The sequence below is a fragment of the Apibacter sp. B3546 genome (assembly GCF_009827885.1).
Taxonomy (GTDB): Bacteria; Bacteroidota; Bacteroidia; order Flavobacteriales; family Weeksellaceae; genus Apibacter.
The window spans coordinates 71401-92139 of the sequence record NZ_WINW01000004.1; the positions used below are offsets into that span (position 1 = coordinate 71401).

Annotated in this window: 15 protein-coding genes; 9 read left to right on the plus strand and 6 right to left on the minus strand. The window is 29.8% G+C overall.

What is annotated here, in order from left to right; genetic code table 11:
- Positions 1-70: 70 nt before the first annotated feature.
- From GFU93_RS03530 to GFU93_RS03540, 3 genes are all read right to left on the minus strand, one after another.
- Positions 71-5980, minus strand: a complete 5910-nt coding sequence (locus GFU93_RS03530) for an alpha-2-macroglobulin (RefSeq protein WP_160567327.1) — start codon at positions 5978-5980, stop codon at positions 71-73.
- Between the two features lie 318 nt (positions 5981-6298).
- The gene (locus tag GFU93_RS03535; RefSeq protein ID WP_160567329.1) at positions 6299-6688 is read right to left on the minus strand and encodes a DUF3037 domain-containing protein; all 390 of its coding nucleotides are present in this window, start codon (positions 6686-6688) and stop codon (positions 6299-6301) included.
- Positions 6666-7448: a HipA family kinase gene (locus tag GFU93_RS03540; protein ID WP_160567331.1), complete on the minus strand. Its 783-nt coding sequence runs from the start codon at positions 7446-7448 to the stop codon at positions 6666-6668. The genes GFU93_RS03535 and GFU93_RS03540 overlap by 23 nt, the downstream gene beginning before the upstream one ends.
- A gap of 281 nt (positions 7449-7729) precedes the next feature.
- Between GFU93_RS03540 and GFU93_RS03545 the strand changes: the two genes are divergently transcribed.
- From GFU93_RS03545 to GFU93_RS03555, 3 genes are all read left to right on the plus strand, one after another.
- Complete coding sequence (locus GFU93_RS03545) at positions 7730-8809, plus strand: Mrp/NBP35 family ATP-binding protein (protein WP_160567333.1); 1080 nt, start codon at positions 7730-7732, stop codon at positions 8807-8809.
- Between the two features lie 13 nt (positions 8810-8822).
- On the plus strand, positions 8823-9062 hold the full coding sequence (locus GFU93_RS03550) for a NifU family protein (protein WP_105298136.1): 240 nt from the start codon (positions 8823-8825) through the stop codon (positions 9060-9062).
- A gap of 137 nt (positions 9063-9199) precedes the next feature.
- Positions 9200-9985 (plus strand): DUF3108 domain-containing protein, encoded by a 786-nt coding sequence (locus tag GFU93_RS03555; protein WP_160567335.1) that lies wholly within the window; start codon positions 9200-9202, stop codon positions 9983-9985.
- A gap of 5 nt (positions 9986-9990) precedes the next feature.
- Here the strand turns inward: GFU93_RS03555 and GFU93_RS03560 are convergent, their stop codons facing one another.
- Both GFU93_RS03560 and GFU93_RS03565 read right to left on the minus strand, forming a co-directional pair.
- Positions 9991-10989, minus strand: coding sequence for a hypothetical protein (locus GFU93_RS03560; RefSeq protein ID WP_160567337.1), 999 nt, complete (start codon positions 10987-10989; stop codon positions 9991-9993).
- Positions 10986-11552: an RNA polymerase sigma factor gene (locus GFU93_RS03565; protein ID WP_160567339.1), complete on the minus strand. Its 567-nt coding sequence runs from the start codon at positions 11550-11552 to the stop codon at positions 10986-10988. Before GFU93_RS03565 ends, GFU93_RS03560 begins: the two co-directional genes overlap by 4 nt.
- A gap of 175 nt (positions 11553-11727) precedes the next feature.
- Here GFU93_RS03565 and GFU93_RS03570 point away from each other — a divergent pair, with 175 nt between their 5' ends.
- Genes GFU93_RS03570 through GFU93_RS03585 form a run of 4 tightly spaced genes read left to right on the plus strand, consistent with a single transcriptional unit; the run spans position 11728 to position 16849 of the window.
- A complete protein-coding gene (locus tag GFU93_RS03570) occupies positions 11728-12807 on the plus strand; it encodes a DUF6263 family protein (RefSeq protein ID WP_160567341.1) in 1080 nt (359 codons plus the stop codon).
- 30 nt (positions 12808-12837) lie between these two features.
- Positions 12838-13065, plus strand: a complete 228-nt coding sequence (locus GFU93_RS03575; protein ID WP_160567343.1) for a hypothetical protein — start codon at positions 12838-12840, stop codon at positions 13063-13065.
- Positions 13052-15565 (plus strand): YfhO family protein, encoded by a 2514-nt coding sequence (locus tag GFU93_RS03580; RefSeq protein WP_160567345.1) that lies wholly within the window; start codon positions 13052-13054, stop codon positions 15563-15565. Before GFU93_RS03575 ends, GFU93_RS03580 begins: the two co-directional genes overlap by 14 nt.
- 3 nt (positions 15566-15568) lie before the next feature.
- The gene (locus GFU93_RS03585) at positions 15569-16849 is read left to right on the plus strand and encodes a glycosyltransferase family 4 protein (RefSeq protein WP_160567347.1); all 1281 of its coding nucleotides are present in this window, start codon (positions 15569-15571) and stop codon (positions 16847-16849) included.
- A gap of 1081 nt (positions 16850-17930) precedes the next feature.
- Here the strand turns inward: GFU93_RS03585 and GFU93_RS10055 are convergent.
- The gene (locus GFU93_RS10055; RefSeq protein ID WP_185149847.1) at positions 17931-18317 is read right to left on the minus strand and encodes a hypothetical protein; all 387 of its coding nucleotides are present in this window, start codon (positions 18315-18317) and stop codon (positions 17931-17933) included.
- A gap of 81 nt (positions 18318-18398) precedes the next feature.
- On the opposite strand from GFU93_RS10055, the gene GFU93_RS03595 reads away from it, so the two are divergent.
- Both GFU93_RS03595 and GFU93_RS03600 read left to right on the plus strand, forming a co-directional pair.
- Positions 18399-18635, plus strand: coding sequence for a hypothetical protein (locus GFU93_RS03595; protein ID WP_160567349.1), 237 nt, complete (start codon positions 18399-18401; stop codon positions 18633-18635).
- A gap of 95 nt (positions 18636-18730) precedes the next feature.
- Entirely contained in the window at positions 18731-20731 is a 2001-nt protein-coding gene (locus GFU93_RS03600) for a transposase family protein (RefSeq protein WP_160567351.1), read from the plus strand.
- Positions 20732-20739: the final 8 nt, after the last annotated feature.

Sequence of the window (20739 nt, forward strand, 5' to 3'; positions counted from 1 at the left end):
AAAAAACACACAATAGTTTATGTGTTTTTTATATTTTTTTAAATTTAAATTAAAATTTCAATATTTTAATTCAGTTTATTGTTATATAATCTACACCGCTATGAGCGGACATTTCAGGCGCATACACGGATTGCACTGAAGTAAACCCGTTTGAAAATCCTCCTTTATTAGTAGATATTACCTCATATTCAAACACATATGTTCCTTTTCTTATATGTTCAAAGAAAAAATTAGTAGATGAATCGCGAGTACTTTCATAATAACTTAATCCATTTTGATATTTATATGAAGAAAAAATATTAACTGGTTCAAATCCTGTAGCTCTCATATCTTTAATATGAATAAAATCCATATCACGATCTGCTTTTAGTATCAGTCTTATAGTAATTACATCACCGATGGATATATAATTTTTACTCGTAATTTCCTGTAATATAAAACCTTGATCAGATACCGTTTTTTTAAATAATTTTTTCTGAATTTTAATAGCATTTCCTGCATCATTTATTTTATCTAAATCTTCAATATATTGATAATATAATCCTCCCCAAGCTATACCGGGAGAAGTTTTTTCAATTTTTATATCTCCTATTTCCGATTTCATTTGCTCAGAATTCCATGTTTTTTTAAAATATCCTGTAGTTTGAGTTAAAGAAGCATCGACTGATGGATAAATTTGCTTGTTTCCGCTAAAAATGGTCACATTTTTTTCTCTTTCAGACCAATCTTTTCCAAAATTCAATAAAGCATACAAAGCATTAGTTGTAGCTTTCGTAGAGCCCCAAGAATTAGTCTGTTTATTACCTAGCAGCCAAATTTTCATTTCTTCTACAGAATTAATATCTCGGGGAGTCACCTCTGCAAAGGCTTCTATAATTTTAGTTTGAGATTCGATCGGTGTTTGGTATCTGGACCATCCGGCTAGATTATCTTTCCAATACATACCTGTAGTTTCTGATTTCACCGATGTTTCTTTCAAATTATGAAGCACAGTTTGCGCTGATGTTGTATATCCAAATCTATGCAAAGTGACGGCCAACATCGCTTTATTTTGTGTATCTAACTTTTTAAAATATTTTGTAAAATTTCTGTTAATCTCTTTACTGTAGTTTTCTGTTTCTAACGGTAATGGATAACGATCTTTCCAAAAACTTCTTACATAATAATACTGTAGTAAATCGCCCTCCTCTCCTGTTTTTTCCATTTGATTTTTATGGATATAATCCAATGCGTTTTGATCGGAATATGCAATAGCTTTTTTAATCACCTGTTCCAAATCATTCGGTATATACGTTGAATACTGAATGCCCAACATTCTTCTGAGTTGACCTATTCCGGCAATAATATTATCAGTTATATATGCATTGGAATTTCCTCCTTCAAACCAAGCAAAACCGCCATCAGGGTTCTGTAAGTTTTTGAGTTTCTCTAGAACTTTCGCATTTTCTTGAGCCATTTGGTTTAAATCAAACAGCAAAGAGATTCTCTTTTTCTCTTCGGTTTCATTTTCACCGGTACGTATCCAAGGGGTTTCTTCTAATAGTATATTTTTCAATTCTTGATTCTTTTCTAAATTGGATATGTTGATCCCTTTAGAATTCCAATCATTTAATACATTTTTAATATTCGGAACGGTATTTACTATAAAAGAGGCCAATACATTCCCATATAAACGACTAAACACTTGCTCCGAATTTTCATAGGTATATTCCTTTAAATAAGGAATGGTAAATACAGCCAGCCATACAGGGTTAGTAGCAACCTCCAGATTTAAACTTAATGGAGATAACGACTTTGAAGAATGAGTACTAAGCTTATCTAAATGATATTCTTTTGTTTCATTTTCTTTTATGTTGATAGGTACAGATTCGGTGATTAATACCCTATCGGAAAGTATGGGAAGTACACTTTCTTCTCCATCTGAAAAATTACCTGCATTTGCAACTATGCGGAAACTGACGGCTTGAATATTTTTTGGAACTTTAATTTTCCAACTTACTTCGGTATTTTTAGACAGTTCTGCTTTGAAAGGTATAACAGGGGATAAATTATTAAATGTATCATCTACCGATTTTTGAGTAAATGCATCAAAAAGAAAAAGCCGTGCATTTCCGGTTATATTTTTTCCGGTTAAATTATTAATTTTTGTACGTATCGTTAGTTCATCTCCTTCTCTTAAATATCTGGGAAGATTAGGCACTACCATGAGATCTTTTTGAGTTTGTGTATGAAATTCGGCTGTTCCCGTGTGTAAATCTTTGGTGTGAGCTAAAATAAGAAGTTTCCATTGAGTTAAAGCCTCAGGTGAGGTAAATGAAAACGTAACATTACCTTTCTCGTCAGTATAAAGATTAGGATAAAAGAATGCTGTTTCTTCTAAATTCGTACGATATTTCAATTGAGAAAGATTCTTTTCAACATCTGTATTTTGATTTATTATCTTTTGCTTATTATTTCTTCCGGTTAATCCTTTTTCCCAATTAGAATCGGATTGCATATAATCAGCGTTTTTAGGAATGGCAATTGCAGAAGTAGCTACCACTTCCCCATCATATAAAGAACCTATGGATATATCCTTCAAATCAACTTTTTTTGGATTTTTATAAATTAAATTAGGTAACTTTTCTGATAATCTATTTGAAATGAGATTATAACCAATGGTAGAAGCCGATTGATATAATACCCCATACGTATAATACTTCCAAGGAGTGAATGTGTAAGTAGTTGGAGCAAATTGATCTAAAGACTCATCGTACATTGTAGCCAGTACTTCTGCAGCAATTTTATCTTTATCATTCCCGCTAATAGTCAAAGTCCAGGTTTCTTTTTGTCCCGGATTTAGCTTATTCCTAAATACATCAGTTTTAATTTTTAAGTCTTTAGGTTTTTCAACAACCTCAATTTGAAAGCTTTTTACTTGATATCCATTTTCATTAACCAAATAAGTTAAAACAAATAGTCCATTACTAATAAAATCCTTAGTTGCCGTAAAGGAATAGGTTCCTCTACCTTTAACTAAGGGTATTTCTTTGTGAACTATCCATTTCCCGTTACTTTCCAAATGTAAAACGGCTGTTGTATTTTTTAAATCAGAAAAAAAGTTGAGTTCAATTTTTTCTCCTACCTGATATGATGATTGCGAGGCGTTTACACTAAAATATTCATAATCTGATGATTTTAATGTTTTATCATCTTTTATTTCAATAATTCTTTGTGTTTTAACGGTATCAGTACCCAATACAGTTTCAGCTTCCACTAAATAAAATCCTTTAGATAATCGAGAAGAAAGATTAAGAGTATCTGATATTTGAGTATCAAACTTATAGGTATTTATTTTTTCTTTTTTCCATGCCAACGGATCCTGCTCATCTTTAGCATAAGGTAAATGTGGAAAATAACGTACAAATGTTTCTTTATCGTATAATTGATATTCAGGAACGATTGCCAATTTATTTGGAAGAAGTATTCTGGATGAACCTTCTAATTTATATAGGTTAACAATCCCTTGAGCATATACTTTTACCTCATTTAAATTAGTTGATTGTATGATAAGTTTAGTAAAATCTTTTTGAGTGGATACATCCGGTGTATGTAAGGTTAGTTGCAAAGGGAGATCTCCTAATGAAATTTTAGTTTTTTTAGTTTGGGTTTCTCCGGTATTATCTGTAACATCTACGGTTAAAATATAGGTATAATATCTATATTCATTATCCTTTTTAACATCTTTAGCCTTGGCGAGATAGGAAATTGCAAAAACTCCCTCTTTATCTGTATTTACTTCTCCATGCGCTATTATTTCGGATTGATCTGAATAAGGCATGGGATAATACATCCTATATAAAGGTACTAAACCTTTTCTTTCAACCCTGTATATAACTTTTGCATCAGTAACAGGCGATCCGTTATATGATAATGCTTTACCTTTACTTACCACCTGTTCATCTAGTTTATAATTTCCTGAAAAATCATCAAATGTGATTTCAAATTTTGGTCTTTTGTATTCTTCTACTGAAAAATAATGAGTATCATTACTGAAATTGGAAGATATATAATAATTTCCTGTCAAACATTCTTGAGGCAGAATAAACTCTCCAAATATACTTCCGTAATCATTTGTAGTTAAATTTAATGTTGAAATTTCCTGTCCATTCGCATTATTTAATGATAGAGTCACTTTTTGCTGTTTTACTACTAAGGTTTTATCCTTATCTTTAGTATAAAGTATTACTTTAAAAAAAACTTTTTGTCCGGGTCTATAGATTGATCTGTCCGTAAAAAAAGCACTCATCTTTTGAATATCATTTTTAATTACATCACTTTCATCATTGTACATGCTTGAAGGAAGTTTCATATAGGAATTTGAAGAAGGAATATATATATAAGTATCTCCAAATTTTGAGCTGAGTTTAGATAAATCAAAAAGTCCGTGTGAGTCGGTTGTAATGGTATAGGGCTCAAGTAAATTTTTCGAATCTATATTATTATTTTGTTTTTTGTATACGGTTATAGATTTAGTTGGATAGACCTTTCCCGTTTTACGATTTAATAATTGAAATAATGGATTTACGTATCTTCCTAATTTAACAATACTCCAGTCATGGACCATAAAGTATAAGGTTCCATTGAACTCTGAATTTAATTCTTGATTGGGTATAAATGATGAATTTGTTGACAATTCCAACATATAATTTCCTTCGGAAAGGCCATCTAATTTAATTAACGTAGAATGAGTCTTAAAATCTGAAAACGATTTCCATTCCAACACACCATTTCTGATCTGTTTTTTATTTACCATGTAATAAATTCCATTGGATATAAATTCTGAATTAGTCGAATTTAACATCGTATTATTATCCGTACTTAGCTGAAAAATTCGATAATAAACTTTATTGATATTAGTAGCTTCTATTATCAACGGGATGTTTTCATTTGGTAATTGAACTTCATCCAATGAGGCATTGAGGGATATTTTTTGAATTTCTTCGATAAGATTTTTACAATTTATAGACCACGGATTATTTTCAGAATAGGTAACATTTTTACAAATTGAATATGCTTTTTCTTTGTTTGAATTCATATTCATACTCGCAGCTTTGTAATATAAATAGGCGGAAAATTTTTGAGTCGGATAAGAATTTGCTAAATTCTCTACTAAAGCTGCTTTCTTCTCCAAAGTTTCAGAAGAATGAATAGTATTTTCAATTTGTTTTAATTTACCGTTTAGAAAAGCTGATTTATCCAAATCATTTTTGTGAAATTCGTATAAATCTTTATAAAGACCGTTAATTTCTTCTTCTTTATTCTTTTTATCCAAAGACCCCTTGGTATCTGTTGTATTCTGCGTTAAAATAAACTCGCTTGGTAAGTCGTTTTTTTCTAACGCATGGATATATCGAAACACTAAAATATCGTATAAAGTAGGATATAATTCTATATCTTCATCTGAATTTAAAATGTTTTTCCAAAGTAATGTTTTTTCTTTCTTAAGTAATTGGTCATTTTTAATGGATTCTTTATACAAGGAAAAACTCTTTTGCATAAGTTGTTGAGTGGACCAATCGCTAATATCATTGGAATGAAATTCAGTTTCTGTAATATTTCTTCTTTCCCAACGAGTTCTAATTGAATAATCTTCATAAATTTTTGCTAACATCGATTTTGTTAAGGATAAAGTAATCTCTTTAAAAGAATTCATTTCCTTTTCAAAATTTTGGATTACAAGTTTGTAAGGATCATTATCTTTATCCTCTTGAGTTTGAGATAAGATTAGATATTGATATATCAAGGAATTAATAATTTCCGAAGAATTATTTTCTTTTTTTGCCTGAATGTATAGTTGATTAACTTTAGGAAGTAAAGATTTAAACTCTCCATTCTTCATTTCTATATCAATTTCCTTCCATTCTTTATCATAATTGATAACTTGTGCCATACCTATTTGAATTATCCAAAAACTTAAAAATAAAAAAATCGATTTCATATGATTTTATTTCAAATTATAAAATATCTATTGTTAATTTATTACAATAAAGATGCTTAAATTACTAAATTCCATAAAGATTGTATATAATTTTTTAAAAAATTAATCTTATATATGGATAAAAAAACAATAAACTTAATTGATAATATGATATAATATTGTATAAATTATATAATACAATAAAAAAAGCTAAAGAACAATTATTCGTATTAGAACTAATTATCTTACTATGATTGCTAAATTTCAGCGTAAAAATTATATATAATTTTAAATGAAAAGATAAACGAAAATGATCTTTGTAATAACAAGCAATTTGTTTTACAATACCAATTCGTTAAATAATTTTAAAAATGTTTGATTAAGATCCGAAGAAAACCCGGGATGTGGTCTGGATGTTTGAATCATAGTACTTCTTTCAGAAGTTAGCCAACGAAATCTTTCTGCAATACCCATAGCAGCTATGCCTCGTCCTGAAGAATCTCCTATACTAATTTTTTTAAATGCTTCCAACGCATTTATAATACAATCAATATCAAAAGTATTATCTTTACTAAAACATTTTATTTTTTCTTGATCAACTATATATTCGACTTTGATAAATTTAGCTTCTTTTGAAAACAAAATAATTCCCACATTTATAAATTCTTCTCTTTCAACTTTCGGCACCAATCGTATAACGGAATATTCATATAATCGTTTTTCTTGCATTATTAGCTTCTTTTATAAATAGTTGTGAATTATTTAATCTTTTAGAAAGGAATTTTTGATAAATATTTTTTATATCCTGTATGGATTCTTCGGAATTTTTCCAATCTAACCAATCATCGGGTATTAAATTTACTATTTCACCGATTTTTTCTAAACTTATTAGTTCTTTGCACTGTTGATCAATTTCTTCGAGGTGCGAGGCAAAAGGTAATAACACATGGTTTTTAATTTCGGCAAAAGGTGTAACCGATAATCGTTCCCAGTTTATCCAAGAATGATGAAAATATAAGGAAGCTCCCATATCAATCAGCCATAATTCTTTATGCCAAATAAGCATATTCGTATTTTTAATCGTTCTGTCAATATTAGTTAAAAACGCATCTAACCATACAATTTTTGAGGCTAGATAGGAATCAACCTTTGTAACCACCGGATCATAAGTTAACGCTCCTGACAAAAAATGTAAACCTAAATTCAAACCTCTACTTGCTTTAAGTAAATCTTGTATTTCTTCATCAGCTTCCGTACGACCAAACGCTTCGTCTAAATAGATAAATACTATTTCAGGAATGTTCAATCCTAACAATCTTGCAATTTCCCCTCCAATTAACTCAGATATTAAAGCCTTAGTTCCGTGTCCTGCTCCCCTGAATTTGATCACGTAATTAAACCCGTCATCAGCTTCTGCCAAGGCAGGTAAGGAACCTCCTTCTCTCAACGGGGTAATGTATCTTGTAACGTGTACGCTTCTCAGTTCCATAGTGAATGGGTTATCCTCGGTAAAGTTACATTTTTTTCTAACTATTAATTTTTATTAAAAATTAAATTTTTACTCAACATAAGTTTTTATCTTAGCTTAAACTCAAATTAAATCCGAATACCCTTCACCAGGCAAGTTAAAAATTTAATATACTTTGATTCATTTAAACTATTCAACTATAGATTTTCTTTAGTAAAAAGTATACATAAATCCATAAAGATTAATACATTTGTACAGACAATAAAAAGGAATTATACTTTTTTATTTTAAGAAAATACAAGATGGCAAGTAAAGAAGAAATTAAAAACTTTTTGAAGGAAATAGAGGTTGATGACTTAGTCAGGAATGTACAAATAATGGGTGATACCGTTATAATCGATATGCTTTCTCATTCACCTGCCCTACATGAAAAGAAAAGATTGGAAACAGCTATGCATACAGCTTTTGAACAAAAGTTTGGAAAAGATGTACAGCTTAAATTGAATATTTCAGTAGAAGTACCGGAAAAAAAGGATTCCAGAGGAAATGCTATTCCGGGTATTAAAAATATAATAGCAGTTGCATCAGGAAAAGGCGGTGTCGGAAAATCTACCGTTGCATCCAACTTGGCGACAGCCTTAGTTAAAATGGGATTTAAAGTGGGCTTATTGGATGCTGATATATACGGACCTTCGGTTCCTACCATGTTTGATGTTACCAATGAAAAGCCTTTATCAGATAATAATAAAATTATACCTGTGGAAAGTTACGGAGTAAAGCTTCTTTCTTTAGGATTTTTTGCAGGAGCGAACCAAGCGGTTATTTGGAGGGGAGCTATGGCTTCCAAAGCGATCCACCAATTACTTCATGATGCCAATTGGGGCGAATTAGATTTCCTTCTTATAGACCTTCCTCCGGGAACCGGAGATATACATCTATCGATCGTACAGGAAGTTCCCGTAACCGGATCCGTAATAGTTAGTACACCGCAACATGTGGCCCTGACGGATGTAAAAAAGGGGGTTGCTATGTTCCAAATGCCGGAAATTAATGTACCTGTTCTTGGTTTAATTGAGAATATGGCTTATTTTACGCCAAAAGAATTACCGAATAATAAATATTATATTTTCGGAAAAAAAGGTGTTAAAAAATTAGCTGAGTCTATGGACCTTCCTTTCCTCGGTGAAATTCCTATCATACAATCCATCAGAGAGGCTTCTGATTACGGAAGGCCGGCCGTTTTGCAAGAAGATGAAATGGTATCCGGAATTTATATGAACTTGGCTAAAAATATGATAAGCAGCCTGGTTAAAAGAAATGAAGATTTACCACCTTCAGAAGCGGTAAGAATTACAACAATGGCGGGATGTTCTAACAATTAATTTTATTATTTACATGCAAATGAATACATTAACAGACAGAATAAATCAAGCATTAGAAGAAATTCGTCCTTTTTTAATGTCCGATGGCGGCGATGTTAAACTTATTGAAATCAAAGATAATAAGGTTTTTGTAAGCTTTACCGGCGCATGCTCTGATTGTTCAATTAATCAAAGTACATTAAAATTAGGTATTGAATCAACTATAAAAAAACATGTACCCGAAATTGAAGAAGTAATAAGTATAAGCGAATAAAAAATTTAATCCTGCTCTTTTGTTATTTAATTTTTGGCAATAAGTTTGATAGAATTATGATATTTTAATCTATTTTTATATTAATTACTTTTATTTAATAAATGTTATGAGCTATAACTAATAACCAAAAATTTGGAATGAAAAAATTATTTACGATAGTAGTTACGTTCTTATTCTTTTTTATATTTATATCAGCGGATTATTCAACGCCCTCTTCTACTCAATTTAAAGACGGGGAATATTTAAAGTACAGGATTCATTATGGTTTTTTAAATGCCGGATATGCTACTTTTACCACAAATGTGGTAACTTATAATGAGAAAACTCACTATCATGTTGTTGGTAAAGGATATTCTACCGGTGCGGTAAAATTATTTTTTAAAGTGGAAGACCTATATGAAACTTATATAGATAAATCCACTATGCTTTCTTCTAAATTTATACGTAAAATTCGCGAAGGTTCTTATGTAAGAGATCAAACGATGGTCATTGATCATACGAATAAAAATATTACTTATACTAATAATAAATCCAATAATTCCAAAACCTATAATTATACGGGAGAAATGCACGATATGTTATCTGCATTTTATTATTTAAGAAATATGAATACCGATAATTATACAGCGGGGGATTATATTAATCTTAATATATTTATGGATGGTGAAACTCTAAATTTTAAACTTAAAATTTTGAATAGAGAAACAGTCTCTTCAAGTTTTGGAAAAGTAAAATGTTTAAAAATCAGACCCTATGTCCTTGCAGGAAGAGTTTTTAAAGAGAAAGAAAGTGTAACCATGTGGGTAACCGATGACTCAAATCATGTTCCAATTCAAATTAAAGCTGAATTAGCCGTTGGATCTTTAAAAGCCGATTTAAGTAGTTATAAAAATTTAGAAACTCCAATTAATTTTAGTAAATAATTAAGTTATCTGACAAAACGATATATTCCTTCTCCTTCCGTCCAATTGCTTCCCGATTTAATTAATTTAATGATTCTATTGGCTAATTTATCGCAATTGGATTGAAGAATGTGTATTTTCTTCGGTCTGCCTTCTTTACTTACAGTAAATCCAATAACTATCTTAACTTCTTTAGAATCGCATTTTTCTTTTTTAACCGAAAGGTTTTCATAGATATAGACATTGAAATTTTCCCTTCCTATAGTAGGCTCAGATTCTAAACTTATATGGGTAATACCATTAGATTGTGAGTCACTTACTAAAGAATCTCTTAAATAAGTCTGATTTATTTCTCGATCAGTTTTGTTGAGTTTTTTTACCGGTTCAAGAGAGGAATCTCTATTCATTGTTTTCAAAGATAATAACGATTCCTCAACTTTTTCTTGACTGAGTTCAGCGCTTATATCCCGGTGTGCAATAAATTTATTTTCAAAGGTATCGGTATCTTCTTCGATTGATTCCGGTTCTATATTTCGAATAAATTCTTTAGGATCAATTTTTTGTTTCAATGTATGATTAGATACGATAGTCAAAGGTTTACTTTTATTTTGTGATTTTACTTTGAAAGTATCGGAAAAATCCTTCTTTTCATTGTTTGAACTATTGTTGTATTCATTGATTGCAAAGGGAATATTCGTATTCTTGTCGTTACTTCCTGATTTTTCATAAGCGATTAAATTTCTTTCCTTTCTTTGACCGTTTGTTAATTTATATAGTATACTTATACTGACTAGAAGAACTAATCCGGCAGCTACGACATAAATTGGAAATATATTCTTTCGAGGATTCGTTTTATCTAAAATTTTTCTTTCAAGCTTTTTAATATCCTTATTTGGGTCTCCTTGAACTTCTTCATAACCCTCTAAAGCTTCTCTCAAAAAGTCATCCTTCATGGATTGCCTTTCAATATCTCTGGCATCTTTACCTCTTTTTCTACCTCCTATATAGTTAAGTAAATTTTTCATTTAAGATTTTTTTCTAAACAAAGCTTTAAATTTCTTTTACCGTTCTGTATATAACTTTTAACACTTTTCAAGCTGTATTGAGTAGCATCACAAATATCCCTATACGATTTATCTTTGAAAAAAAACATTTCAATGGATGTCTTTTGAGGTTGAGGTAGCCTGGATATACAATTTTCTAACATTTGATATTTTTTATCATCATTATTTTCATCCAATAAGTCCCAAACATCCTCAGATTGCACATTTTCCATAGCATGATCTATATTTATTTCTATACCTTCTTTTCTTAATTGTTGTAAACAATAATTTTTTGACACCTTATACAACCATGATCTGAAATGATCTATCTTATAATTTAAAATTTTAGGAAGCAAATTTTCAAACAGTTGCATCACTGCATCTTGGGCTTTATGTTCATCTTTTAAATATTTAAGGCAAAGACCATATTGTAAAGGAATATACCTGCTATATAATACACCAAAATATTCGATATTTAGAGTTTCCCGATATTTATCTAAAAGCTCATGGTCTTTATATGTCTGAAGTTTTAAACGATTTTTCAAAAATCCTCGAATAAATAATATTTAGCGCTAAAATACAAATTAATTAGCCTGACAAAATTTTTAAAATATATAATTTTCAGAATTATTGTAAATAACTGAGAAAAATCTTAGTTTTTCCGAGCTTTATCATTCGTTTACTAATTATCTTTAGTAAATTGCAGAAAATTTTGACGTAATGAAAAAATTGTCAGTAGTATCTTATTTGTTTATATCTATTTTATTGGGTGGTGGTCTTGTATCATGCAAAAATGAAGAAAAATCCAAACAATTACCAGATACTTCCCTTTCAAAAAAAGATGAAACAAACCGTTCTGGAAATTCTTTGAACGCGGAATCATCTTTACCGAGTAATGATACTAATAAACAAGAAAAAAGTAGTCCAGAAATTATAACCGGTATCTATCAAGATGCGGATAGCCTTTATCATCTTAGATATATTCTTGAAAAAGGTAAAACCTATTCTTTTAATTCCAGAGAAATTAATAAGCAAACAGTAACTTTTAGAGATAAAAGTCAATCTGTTTCGCAAGAATCCATAGATCCAATAAGCTTTACGGTATTAGATATCAAAAATGATATATATACCTTACAAGTATCCATGGGAGGCAAAAAAGTTATTACTAAAGCGGATGGTAAAGTAGTGGTATTTGATACCAACGGTAAAAAACCGGAAAATCCCGATCAAGCAAAATTGTGGAAAATATATAGGGCAATCAGCAATGTTACTTTTACATTAACGATGGATATTTACGGAAATGCTTCCAACATAAAGGGTATGGACGCTATTTATGAAAAAGCAAAATCAACCTTAAAATCCGAATTGAAAGGAAAAGAACTAGATGATTTTATTAATGCTTTTAAATTGGGTCTGAATCCTGAAACTTTTAAAGCTCAATTTGAAGGATCCATTATGAAATTTCCTTCAAAAGGATTAAAAATTGGAGAGAAATGGAATACTCATCCGGAATTGAAAGATCAAGGGTATAATCAGTTAGTAAAAGTGGGTGACAGTTTAACTGAAGTTCGTATTCAGGGAACTTTACCGTCTAAAACAGATTCTAAAGTGGTAGAAGGGATAACTTATAAATTGTCTGTAAAGGGCACTCAAAGTGGAAAAATTATCATAAATAATAAATCCGGTTGGATTTCCAATGCCAATTTTACTATGACTGTTACAGAAACCAAATCAGCCAGTAAAGGTGATGAAACTGAAAAGGTGGTGCAGAAATCTGTAAATAACACGTATATTAATTGATAGGTTACTAATTAATTTATATATTTATCGATGGGAAGATTAATTGAATTTATATTTTTTGCCACAGTTGCTTATTTTGTTTTCAATATTTTAAATAAAATTTTCTCGGGTACTCGTGCAAAAAACAAATATTCCAGGTCCAAGCCCCATCAATTTAATAACCAAAGAAAAAATTCTTCTCCGAATAAGGGTATTAAATGGGATGCAGAAACAGTTGATTACGAAGAAGTAGAAACTAAAGACAATGAAAAAAAATAGTTATTTTTTGCCGGTTGTAGGATGTTTGCTTTTTTTTGTCATCCTCTCCTTTATGTATTTTAGTCCATTATTATCAGGTAAGTATATTTCTCAACCTGATATCATCCATTATAAAGGCGGAGCGCATGAATTAGAAGAGTATCGATCTATTCATGGTGAAGACACCTATTGGAGCAATTCCATGTTTGGGGGTATGCCCACTTACCAAATGGGAGCTAATTATCCTTCAGATATAATTAAAAGTATCGATCGTTTATTAAGAACTTTTCCTACTCCCGCCAGTTATTTATTTTTGTTGTTATCCGGTTTTTACTTGTTAGGTATGGTATGGTTAAAAAATTGGAAATATGCTTTGTTGGGAAGTATTATGTTCTCTTTTTCAACCTATTTTTTTATCATAATTGGAGCCGGACATAATGCTAAAATTCATACGATAGCCTATTTTGCCCCATTTATTGCAGGTGTATATTTACTATATCAAAAAAAATATGTTACCGGATTTATTCTTACCACTTTATTCTTATCGTTACAAATTGCAGCCAATCATCCACAAATGACCTATTATCTGTTTTTAGCTTTAGGAATTTTTGGTTTGATTGAACTTATTCACAGCTTTAAAACGAAAACATTCAAATCTTTTGGTATTTCTTCTGGCTTTTTTCTTCTGGCAATTTTACTGGCGTTAGGAATGAATTCTACCCGTTTACTATCAACCTATGAATATTCAAAGGAAACCACACGAGGCAAGTCAGATTTAACTATAAGTAAAAATAACGTTTCCCCTAATCAGGGATTAGATACAGATTATATTACTCATTGGAGCTACGGCATTTTAGAGACGGCAAATTTATTTGTTCCTAATTTTATGGGGGGTGGCAACAATGAAAAAGGATTTAAAACCTCTAATCTTGAATCATCTTTACGGGAAAATATTAGATCACAGGAAGAATATACTCAATTTCAACGTACTTTTAATGGCTCTTATTGGGGAGAGCAACCGGGTACCGTAGGCCCTGCTTATCAAGGATCTGTAGTCATATTTTTAGCATTTTTAGCTTTATTTTACTATAAAGGGAGATATAAATGGTGGTTAGTTGCAGCAACCGTTCTAAGTTTCTTTTTAGCTTGGGGTAAAAATTTTGGGATCTTTACTGATTTTATGATTCAGTATTTCCCATTATATAATAAATTTCGAGCTGTTTCTTCGGCTCTCGTGATTGCTGAATTTACTATTCCTTTATTGGCTTTATTGGGTACGTATTCATATTTTATGGATAAATCTCTTACCCAAGTTTATAAAACTAAAATTTTATATATAAGTTCCGGCTTTATATTGGTTATTTTATTACTTCTGTATGTATTAGGATTAAAAATATTTAGCTTTCATACTTCTTTAGAAGGTAATTCTATAAAATCTGAAATACTAGAAGCAATTAGAAAAGATCGTTTTGCCCTTTTCCAATCAGATATTTTACGAACTTTTTTCTTCGTATTAGTTTGTTCTGTACTTCTTTGGGCAGCGCAAATTAAGTCCTTTAAATCAAGTTATGCGGTTTTAGCTATTGCCGCATTATCTTTAGTTGATTTATGGGGAGTGGATAAACGTTATTTAAATGATGATAATTTTGTGGACAAACAATTTTATAAAAATCCTTTTCCTACTCAAGTAACAGAAAGTCAATTAGAAAAAGCCCAAACCGATCCAACCTTGGCTCGTATTGTCAATGCAGCACCTATTAACCAGGCATTAGATATAATTAAACAAAACGATCATGCTCATTACAGAGTATTCAATCTGTTGTTAAGTCCTTTTAATGAAACTAATACCTCTTATTTTCATCAATCGATTGGTGGATATCATGGAGCTAAATTAAGGAGATATCAAGACTTAATAGATTTTTATTTATCGGACAGCTTAAATTTACCTATACTTGATATGTTAAATACCAAGTACATCATCACTGCCGATTCTATAATCAGACCTATTCCTAATCCTAATAATAATGGAAATGCTTGGTTTGTAAATGAAATTGTTTTTGCCAACAATGCCGATGAGGAATTATTAGCATTGGGAAAGATTGATAACAAAAGAAAAGCAGTCATAAATTCAAAATATAAAAAAGACCTTACCATACAATCTTCCTCTGATAGTTTATCTTCTATAGAATTAAAAGAATATTTACCGAATAATTTAACCTATGTTTCTAATAGTAAAGAGGAAAAATTAGGAGTTTTTTCGGAAATTTATTATCCACATGGTTGGAAGGCTTCAATAGATGGAAAAGAAGTTCCTATTTATAGAGCCGATTATACGTTACGTGCCTTAAAAATACCTGCAGGAAAACATACTATAAATTTTTCCTTTAATCCTCCCGTAATTCAAAAAGGAAAATATATAACTCTGGGCACTTGTCTTCTTTTTGTAATCATAAGCAGTACATTATTGATATATGACTACAAAAAAAGATATAAATCCTCTGAGATTTCAAAATCTTTGTAAGACATGTGTAAAAAGGTTTTAATCATTTCCTATTATTGGCCTCCGGCCGGAGGCCCAGGGGTACAAAGATGGTTAAAATTTACAAAATATCTGCCGGAATTCGGTATTGAACCTCATGTTTATATTCCCGAAAATCCCTCCTATCCTATTTTAGACCCAAGCTTGGTTGATGAAATAAATCCTAAAATAAAAATTATCAAAAAACCTATATGGGAACCGTACCGTTTAGCTGAGACACTCACCAAGAAAAATAAAGATTTTAAAGCCGGTCAATTTGAAACTTCTAAAAAACAAGGAATTTTATCCAGGGTTTCCGTATTCATAAGAGGAAATTTTTTTATTCCCGATGCTCGTATGTTTTGGATTAAACCTTCTATTAAGTTTCTTGAAAAATATATGGATGAATACAATATAGATACTTTAGTAACAACCGGGCCTCCTCATAGTATGCATTTAATAGGATTAGGATTAAAGCAAATAAAAAAAGACAAAATCAAATGGATCGCCGATTTTAGAGATCCTTGGACTCAAATTTCCTATTACTCTCAACTAAAACTAACTCAAAGATCTGATCAAAAACATAAGGAAATGGAAAAAGAAGTTTTTCAAAATGCCGATCTGATTCTTTCAACCAGTTATTCAGATAAAGAAAATTTTAAAAAATTAGGAGCTAAAAATGTTGAATGTATTACTAATGGTTTTGATTCAGAAGTTAATAGAGCAGATGAACCAACTTCTGTATTCACCATTTCATATGTAGGGATGCTCGAGACGCTACGAAATCCAACTAATTTATGGAAGGTATTAGCGGAATTAATCTTAGAGAATCCAACATTTGCCTCTCAATTCCGTTTAAAATTAGTGGGAAAAATTTCTGATTCGATTATAGAAGAGTTAAATAATTCGGCTTTAAAAAATAATTGGATCAATATAGGATATTTACCTCATGTTGAATCGATTAATGAAATGAATAATTCTAATTTATTGCTATTGACCAATTTTAATAATGAAAAATCCAAAGGTATCATTCCGGGTAAATTATTTGAATATTTAGCTACAGGTAAAACCATTTTATCTATAGGACCACAAAATGCTGATGTTGAGAAAATTTTAATTGAAACCGAATCCGGTAAACATTTTACTTATAACGATCACGATCATCTAAAACAATTCATTTTAACCGAATTTAAAAGTTGGAAAAACAATACTGCACATTTTCCATCATCAAAAATTTCCAATTTTCACAGAAAATTTCTGACTGAAAAATTAATTAAATATTTATAGAAATTATCCCAAATAATAATTACATTTTCTTCATTATAAAAATTTGAGAATGAAAATAATTATTATTGAATACAATTTTTTATAGATTATTATTTAAACAAGTAAAAATAAAATGTACTTAAATCAATATATTTAAATATTTATATTAATCTGTATAGTAAAGAATTAAGAATTATAAGCAAACGACTTAACTTTTTTATATTGAACAATATTATTAACTTCTTACCTTTTTGCATACAATTTCCTCATTATAAATTCATTTATAACGATATAATCGATTAACTGTTTAAGTTAATCATTTACAACAATTTATAACGAAATAGATTAAAAAAAATATTCTTTTTTTTATTTCCTAAAAATTCATTCTAAACCACAGTAAAAAGTTGGGTTTAAAATTGGGTATACAGTTGGGTATACAAAATACAATATACTTTATAACGTTAAAATATATATAATTCTAATTATCGATTAAAAATATAACTTAAAAGCAAAAATAACATACATATATTCCACGAAGAAAAAAATATAAATTTATTAATGCATTGACTATCAACTAATTGAAATAAGACAGGATTTTTGAATGTGTAAGTTATAAGATTAAAAAAATAATTTAATATATTAAGTTAAAGCATAAAATATTATAAAGATAAGTAGTTAATTTCTAGTAAAGATTCCCCATATATTATTTATTAATTATTTAAATTTTTGTCTAAATACTTTTTACAAAGTGTTTTAAAATCTATAAAATTAGATTTTTTATACTTTTTGATATAATATTCATTATCATATGCGAAATTTTTTAAATAATCAAAATATATCTGTAATAATTCCAATATTATATCTTTATTTTTATATAACCAATTAAATTTTTTTTCAGAAATAGTGCCTTTTTTATTTAAATAAGTAATTATTCTTATAAGCGTATTTTCGTCCATTATTTATAGTAGTGAAAAGTTTTTTTGTTTTTTTGTAAAACTATAAATGTACGAATATACAGGATAAATGAAACGATATTTATATATAGTTACCTAAAATTTATCTTTTTAAAATATATATTTTAATATAATTTATTCTTTATAAACTAAGTATTAATTTTTTTTTCCAATTGTTTTATCTCTTGTTTGAGCTCTTCAATTTCTTCTCTATAAAATTCATTTAGTTCAATTAATATTTTTATTTTTTTTTCGGCTACATTAAGTTTTTTTTGCATCCTTATAGCATCTATAAGTGCAATATCTGTTAAATCATCATTACTCTTTAACATTTCGCCGTCACCGGTTAAAAGCCATACAGGGTTTATATCTAAACAATTGTCTAATATTTTATTAAGTACACCTTCTCCTAAATCAGATTCTCTTTTTAATTGAGTACCTATATACCCGTTAGACAGATTATTTTTTTTCTCAAAAGAACTATTATTAAGTCCTTTATAATCAATGTATTGCTTGATTCTATGTATAGCTTTCATAATAAATATTAAAATATTGTCTAAATATTTTGTTTTATTAGACTATTGTTTATATATTTGTAAAAACATGTACACAAAGTTATGGAAAGAAGTAAGAATGTTAACAAAAACGCACAAAAAATACAATATGGAGATTTTGTAACCCTATCGGAAATGTTAGGTTGTACCAGTCAGGCAGCACGTATGAGGTATGAAAGAGGAGATTTAAATGCAAAAGAAGCTCTGGATATTATAATAGAAACTCGAAAAAAAATTATCCAAGAATACCACTTAAAAAATCCTACGAAAAAGAATTCAACTATTTTAAAAACAAATTAATGAATCAAAAATAGTCTAAGAAAATATGCATCAGTATATTAAAACTCGTCTAAATAACTAACGCAGAATAAGAATACTATTTTTTATCAATACCAATGGAAGTTTATGAATTCTATAATAATAAATGGGGTGTTTTATCCAATTGGTTATTTGGAAAATCCGGTTTACTCAAACAAAGTACCTATAAACAATTAACACAAAGAAACCATTTAATTCTCTTACGAAAAGGAGGAAATGGAAGAAAGGCGTTAGTTGAATTTGACAGTATGAGATCCGACATTAAAAAATCGGTATTAGAGTTAGCCGGAGATCCTTATACTATAGGAAAAAAATACACTTTCATAGAATGCATAGAAAAAGACGAAAAAGCGGAAAAATTTTTCAATGAATACCTATTGGAAAATGGTCAATCCTTGCCTGAAAACAGAAAAAAAGAATATACCTGTAATGCATCCCTGCTAAATACTATTTCAAAAATTATAAATCATACCCTGATGCGCCGTCGTGTCTTGGGAGGCAGTCAAAAAAAAATGTGGGAAAATATTGCAGATATTGTAAAAAATCTCGATAAAAACAAATGGCCGCATTCTTTACCGGAAAATTACCGCCGTTTACGAGAACGATTAAAAGTATATCAAACTCATGGATATCAAATCTTAATACATAAAAACTATTGCCATACCCACAGTCAAAAACTAACAGAAAATTCCAAACTCTGGCTGTTAGCCAAATGGAGTAATCAAGTCCAAAGAACAGTTTGCATATCACAATTACATCAAGAATATAACCTTTATGCCCTGAGCGAAGGATTAAAAACAGTTGAAGAAAAAACCATATACAATTTTATATATGATGAAGAAATAATGCCCCTGTGGTACGGACACAAATTTGGAGAACTTAAATACAAAGAAAAATATAATTACCAACAAAAAACTAAATTACCAACACTACGAGATTCACTCTGGTATAGCGACGGAACCAAATTAAACTTCTTTTACCTAACTGAGGAAGGCAAAATGGAAACCATTTCTGTTTATGAAGTTATGGATGCATACAGTGAGGTTTTGCTTGGATATCATATCAGTAAAGAAGAAAACTATCAAGCCCAATATTCAGCATATCGGATGGCCATACAATTTTCAGGACATAAACCCTATCAAATAGGTTTTGATAACCAAGGAGGACATAAAAAACTTGAAACGGAAAATTTTTTAAATAAAATAGCCCATTTGTCCATAAAAACCGAGCCATACAACGGAAAATCCAAAACCATTGAAAATGCATTTTATCGTCTGCAAAATCAACATCTTGCTCGTTATTGGTTCTTTACAGGACAAAATATCCAAGCTAAAAAAGAAATTTCTAAAGCTAATATGGAATTCATCTTAGCTAATAAAAGCAATCTCCCCTCCCTTACCGAAATAAAAGAAATCTATAAAAAAATACGGGAAGAATGGAATCTTTCTCCCCATCCGTTCAGCGGTAAATCCCGACTTCAAACGTATTTAGACAGCGAAAATGAAAAAGCGCCTAAGATTGAATTATGGGACATGGTCAATTTCTTTTGGGTTGAAAGAAAACAGCCTGTAAAATGGTCTTCCTTCGGATTTTCATTTAAGGAAAAAAAAGTAACCTACGACTATTTTGTTTATCGAGAAGATGGTATGCCCGATTTAGATTTTCACGAAAAAGCCGTGAATCAATCATTTTTTGTCAAATATGATCCGGAAGATATGAGTATGATTTATTTATATCAGAAAGATCCACAAGGACAATTACGATTTGTAAGAGAAGCCGTTTTAAAAACCGAAATACACCGAGGAAAACAAGAACAAGAACAATTCGAAGCAGAATGGATTAAAAAGGTCAAAAAAGAAAATAAGAATAAGCGTATCCAACGAAGAAATGAAATGGATGAGATCCTTAAAAGTTTTAACATGGATGCGGAATCCTATGGATTGGTTAAACCCAATCTGAAAGGTTTGGAAAATTCCAAAAATGGAAGAAAAAGCAAAAAAGTGACGCATGAAGATGTTGGAAGTTGGCAGAAAAAAGAAAGTTTACAAACCGTAGAAGATATCAGAGAACTTTATTAAAAAACAAA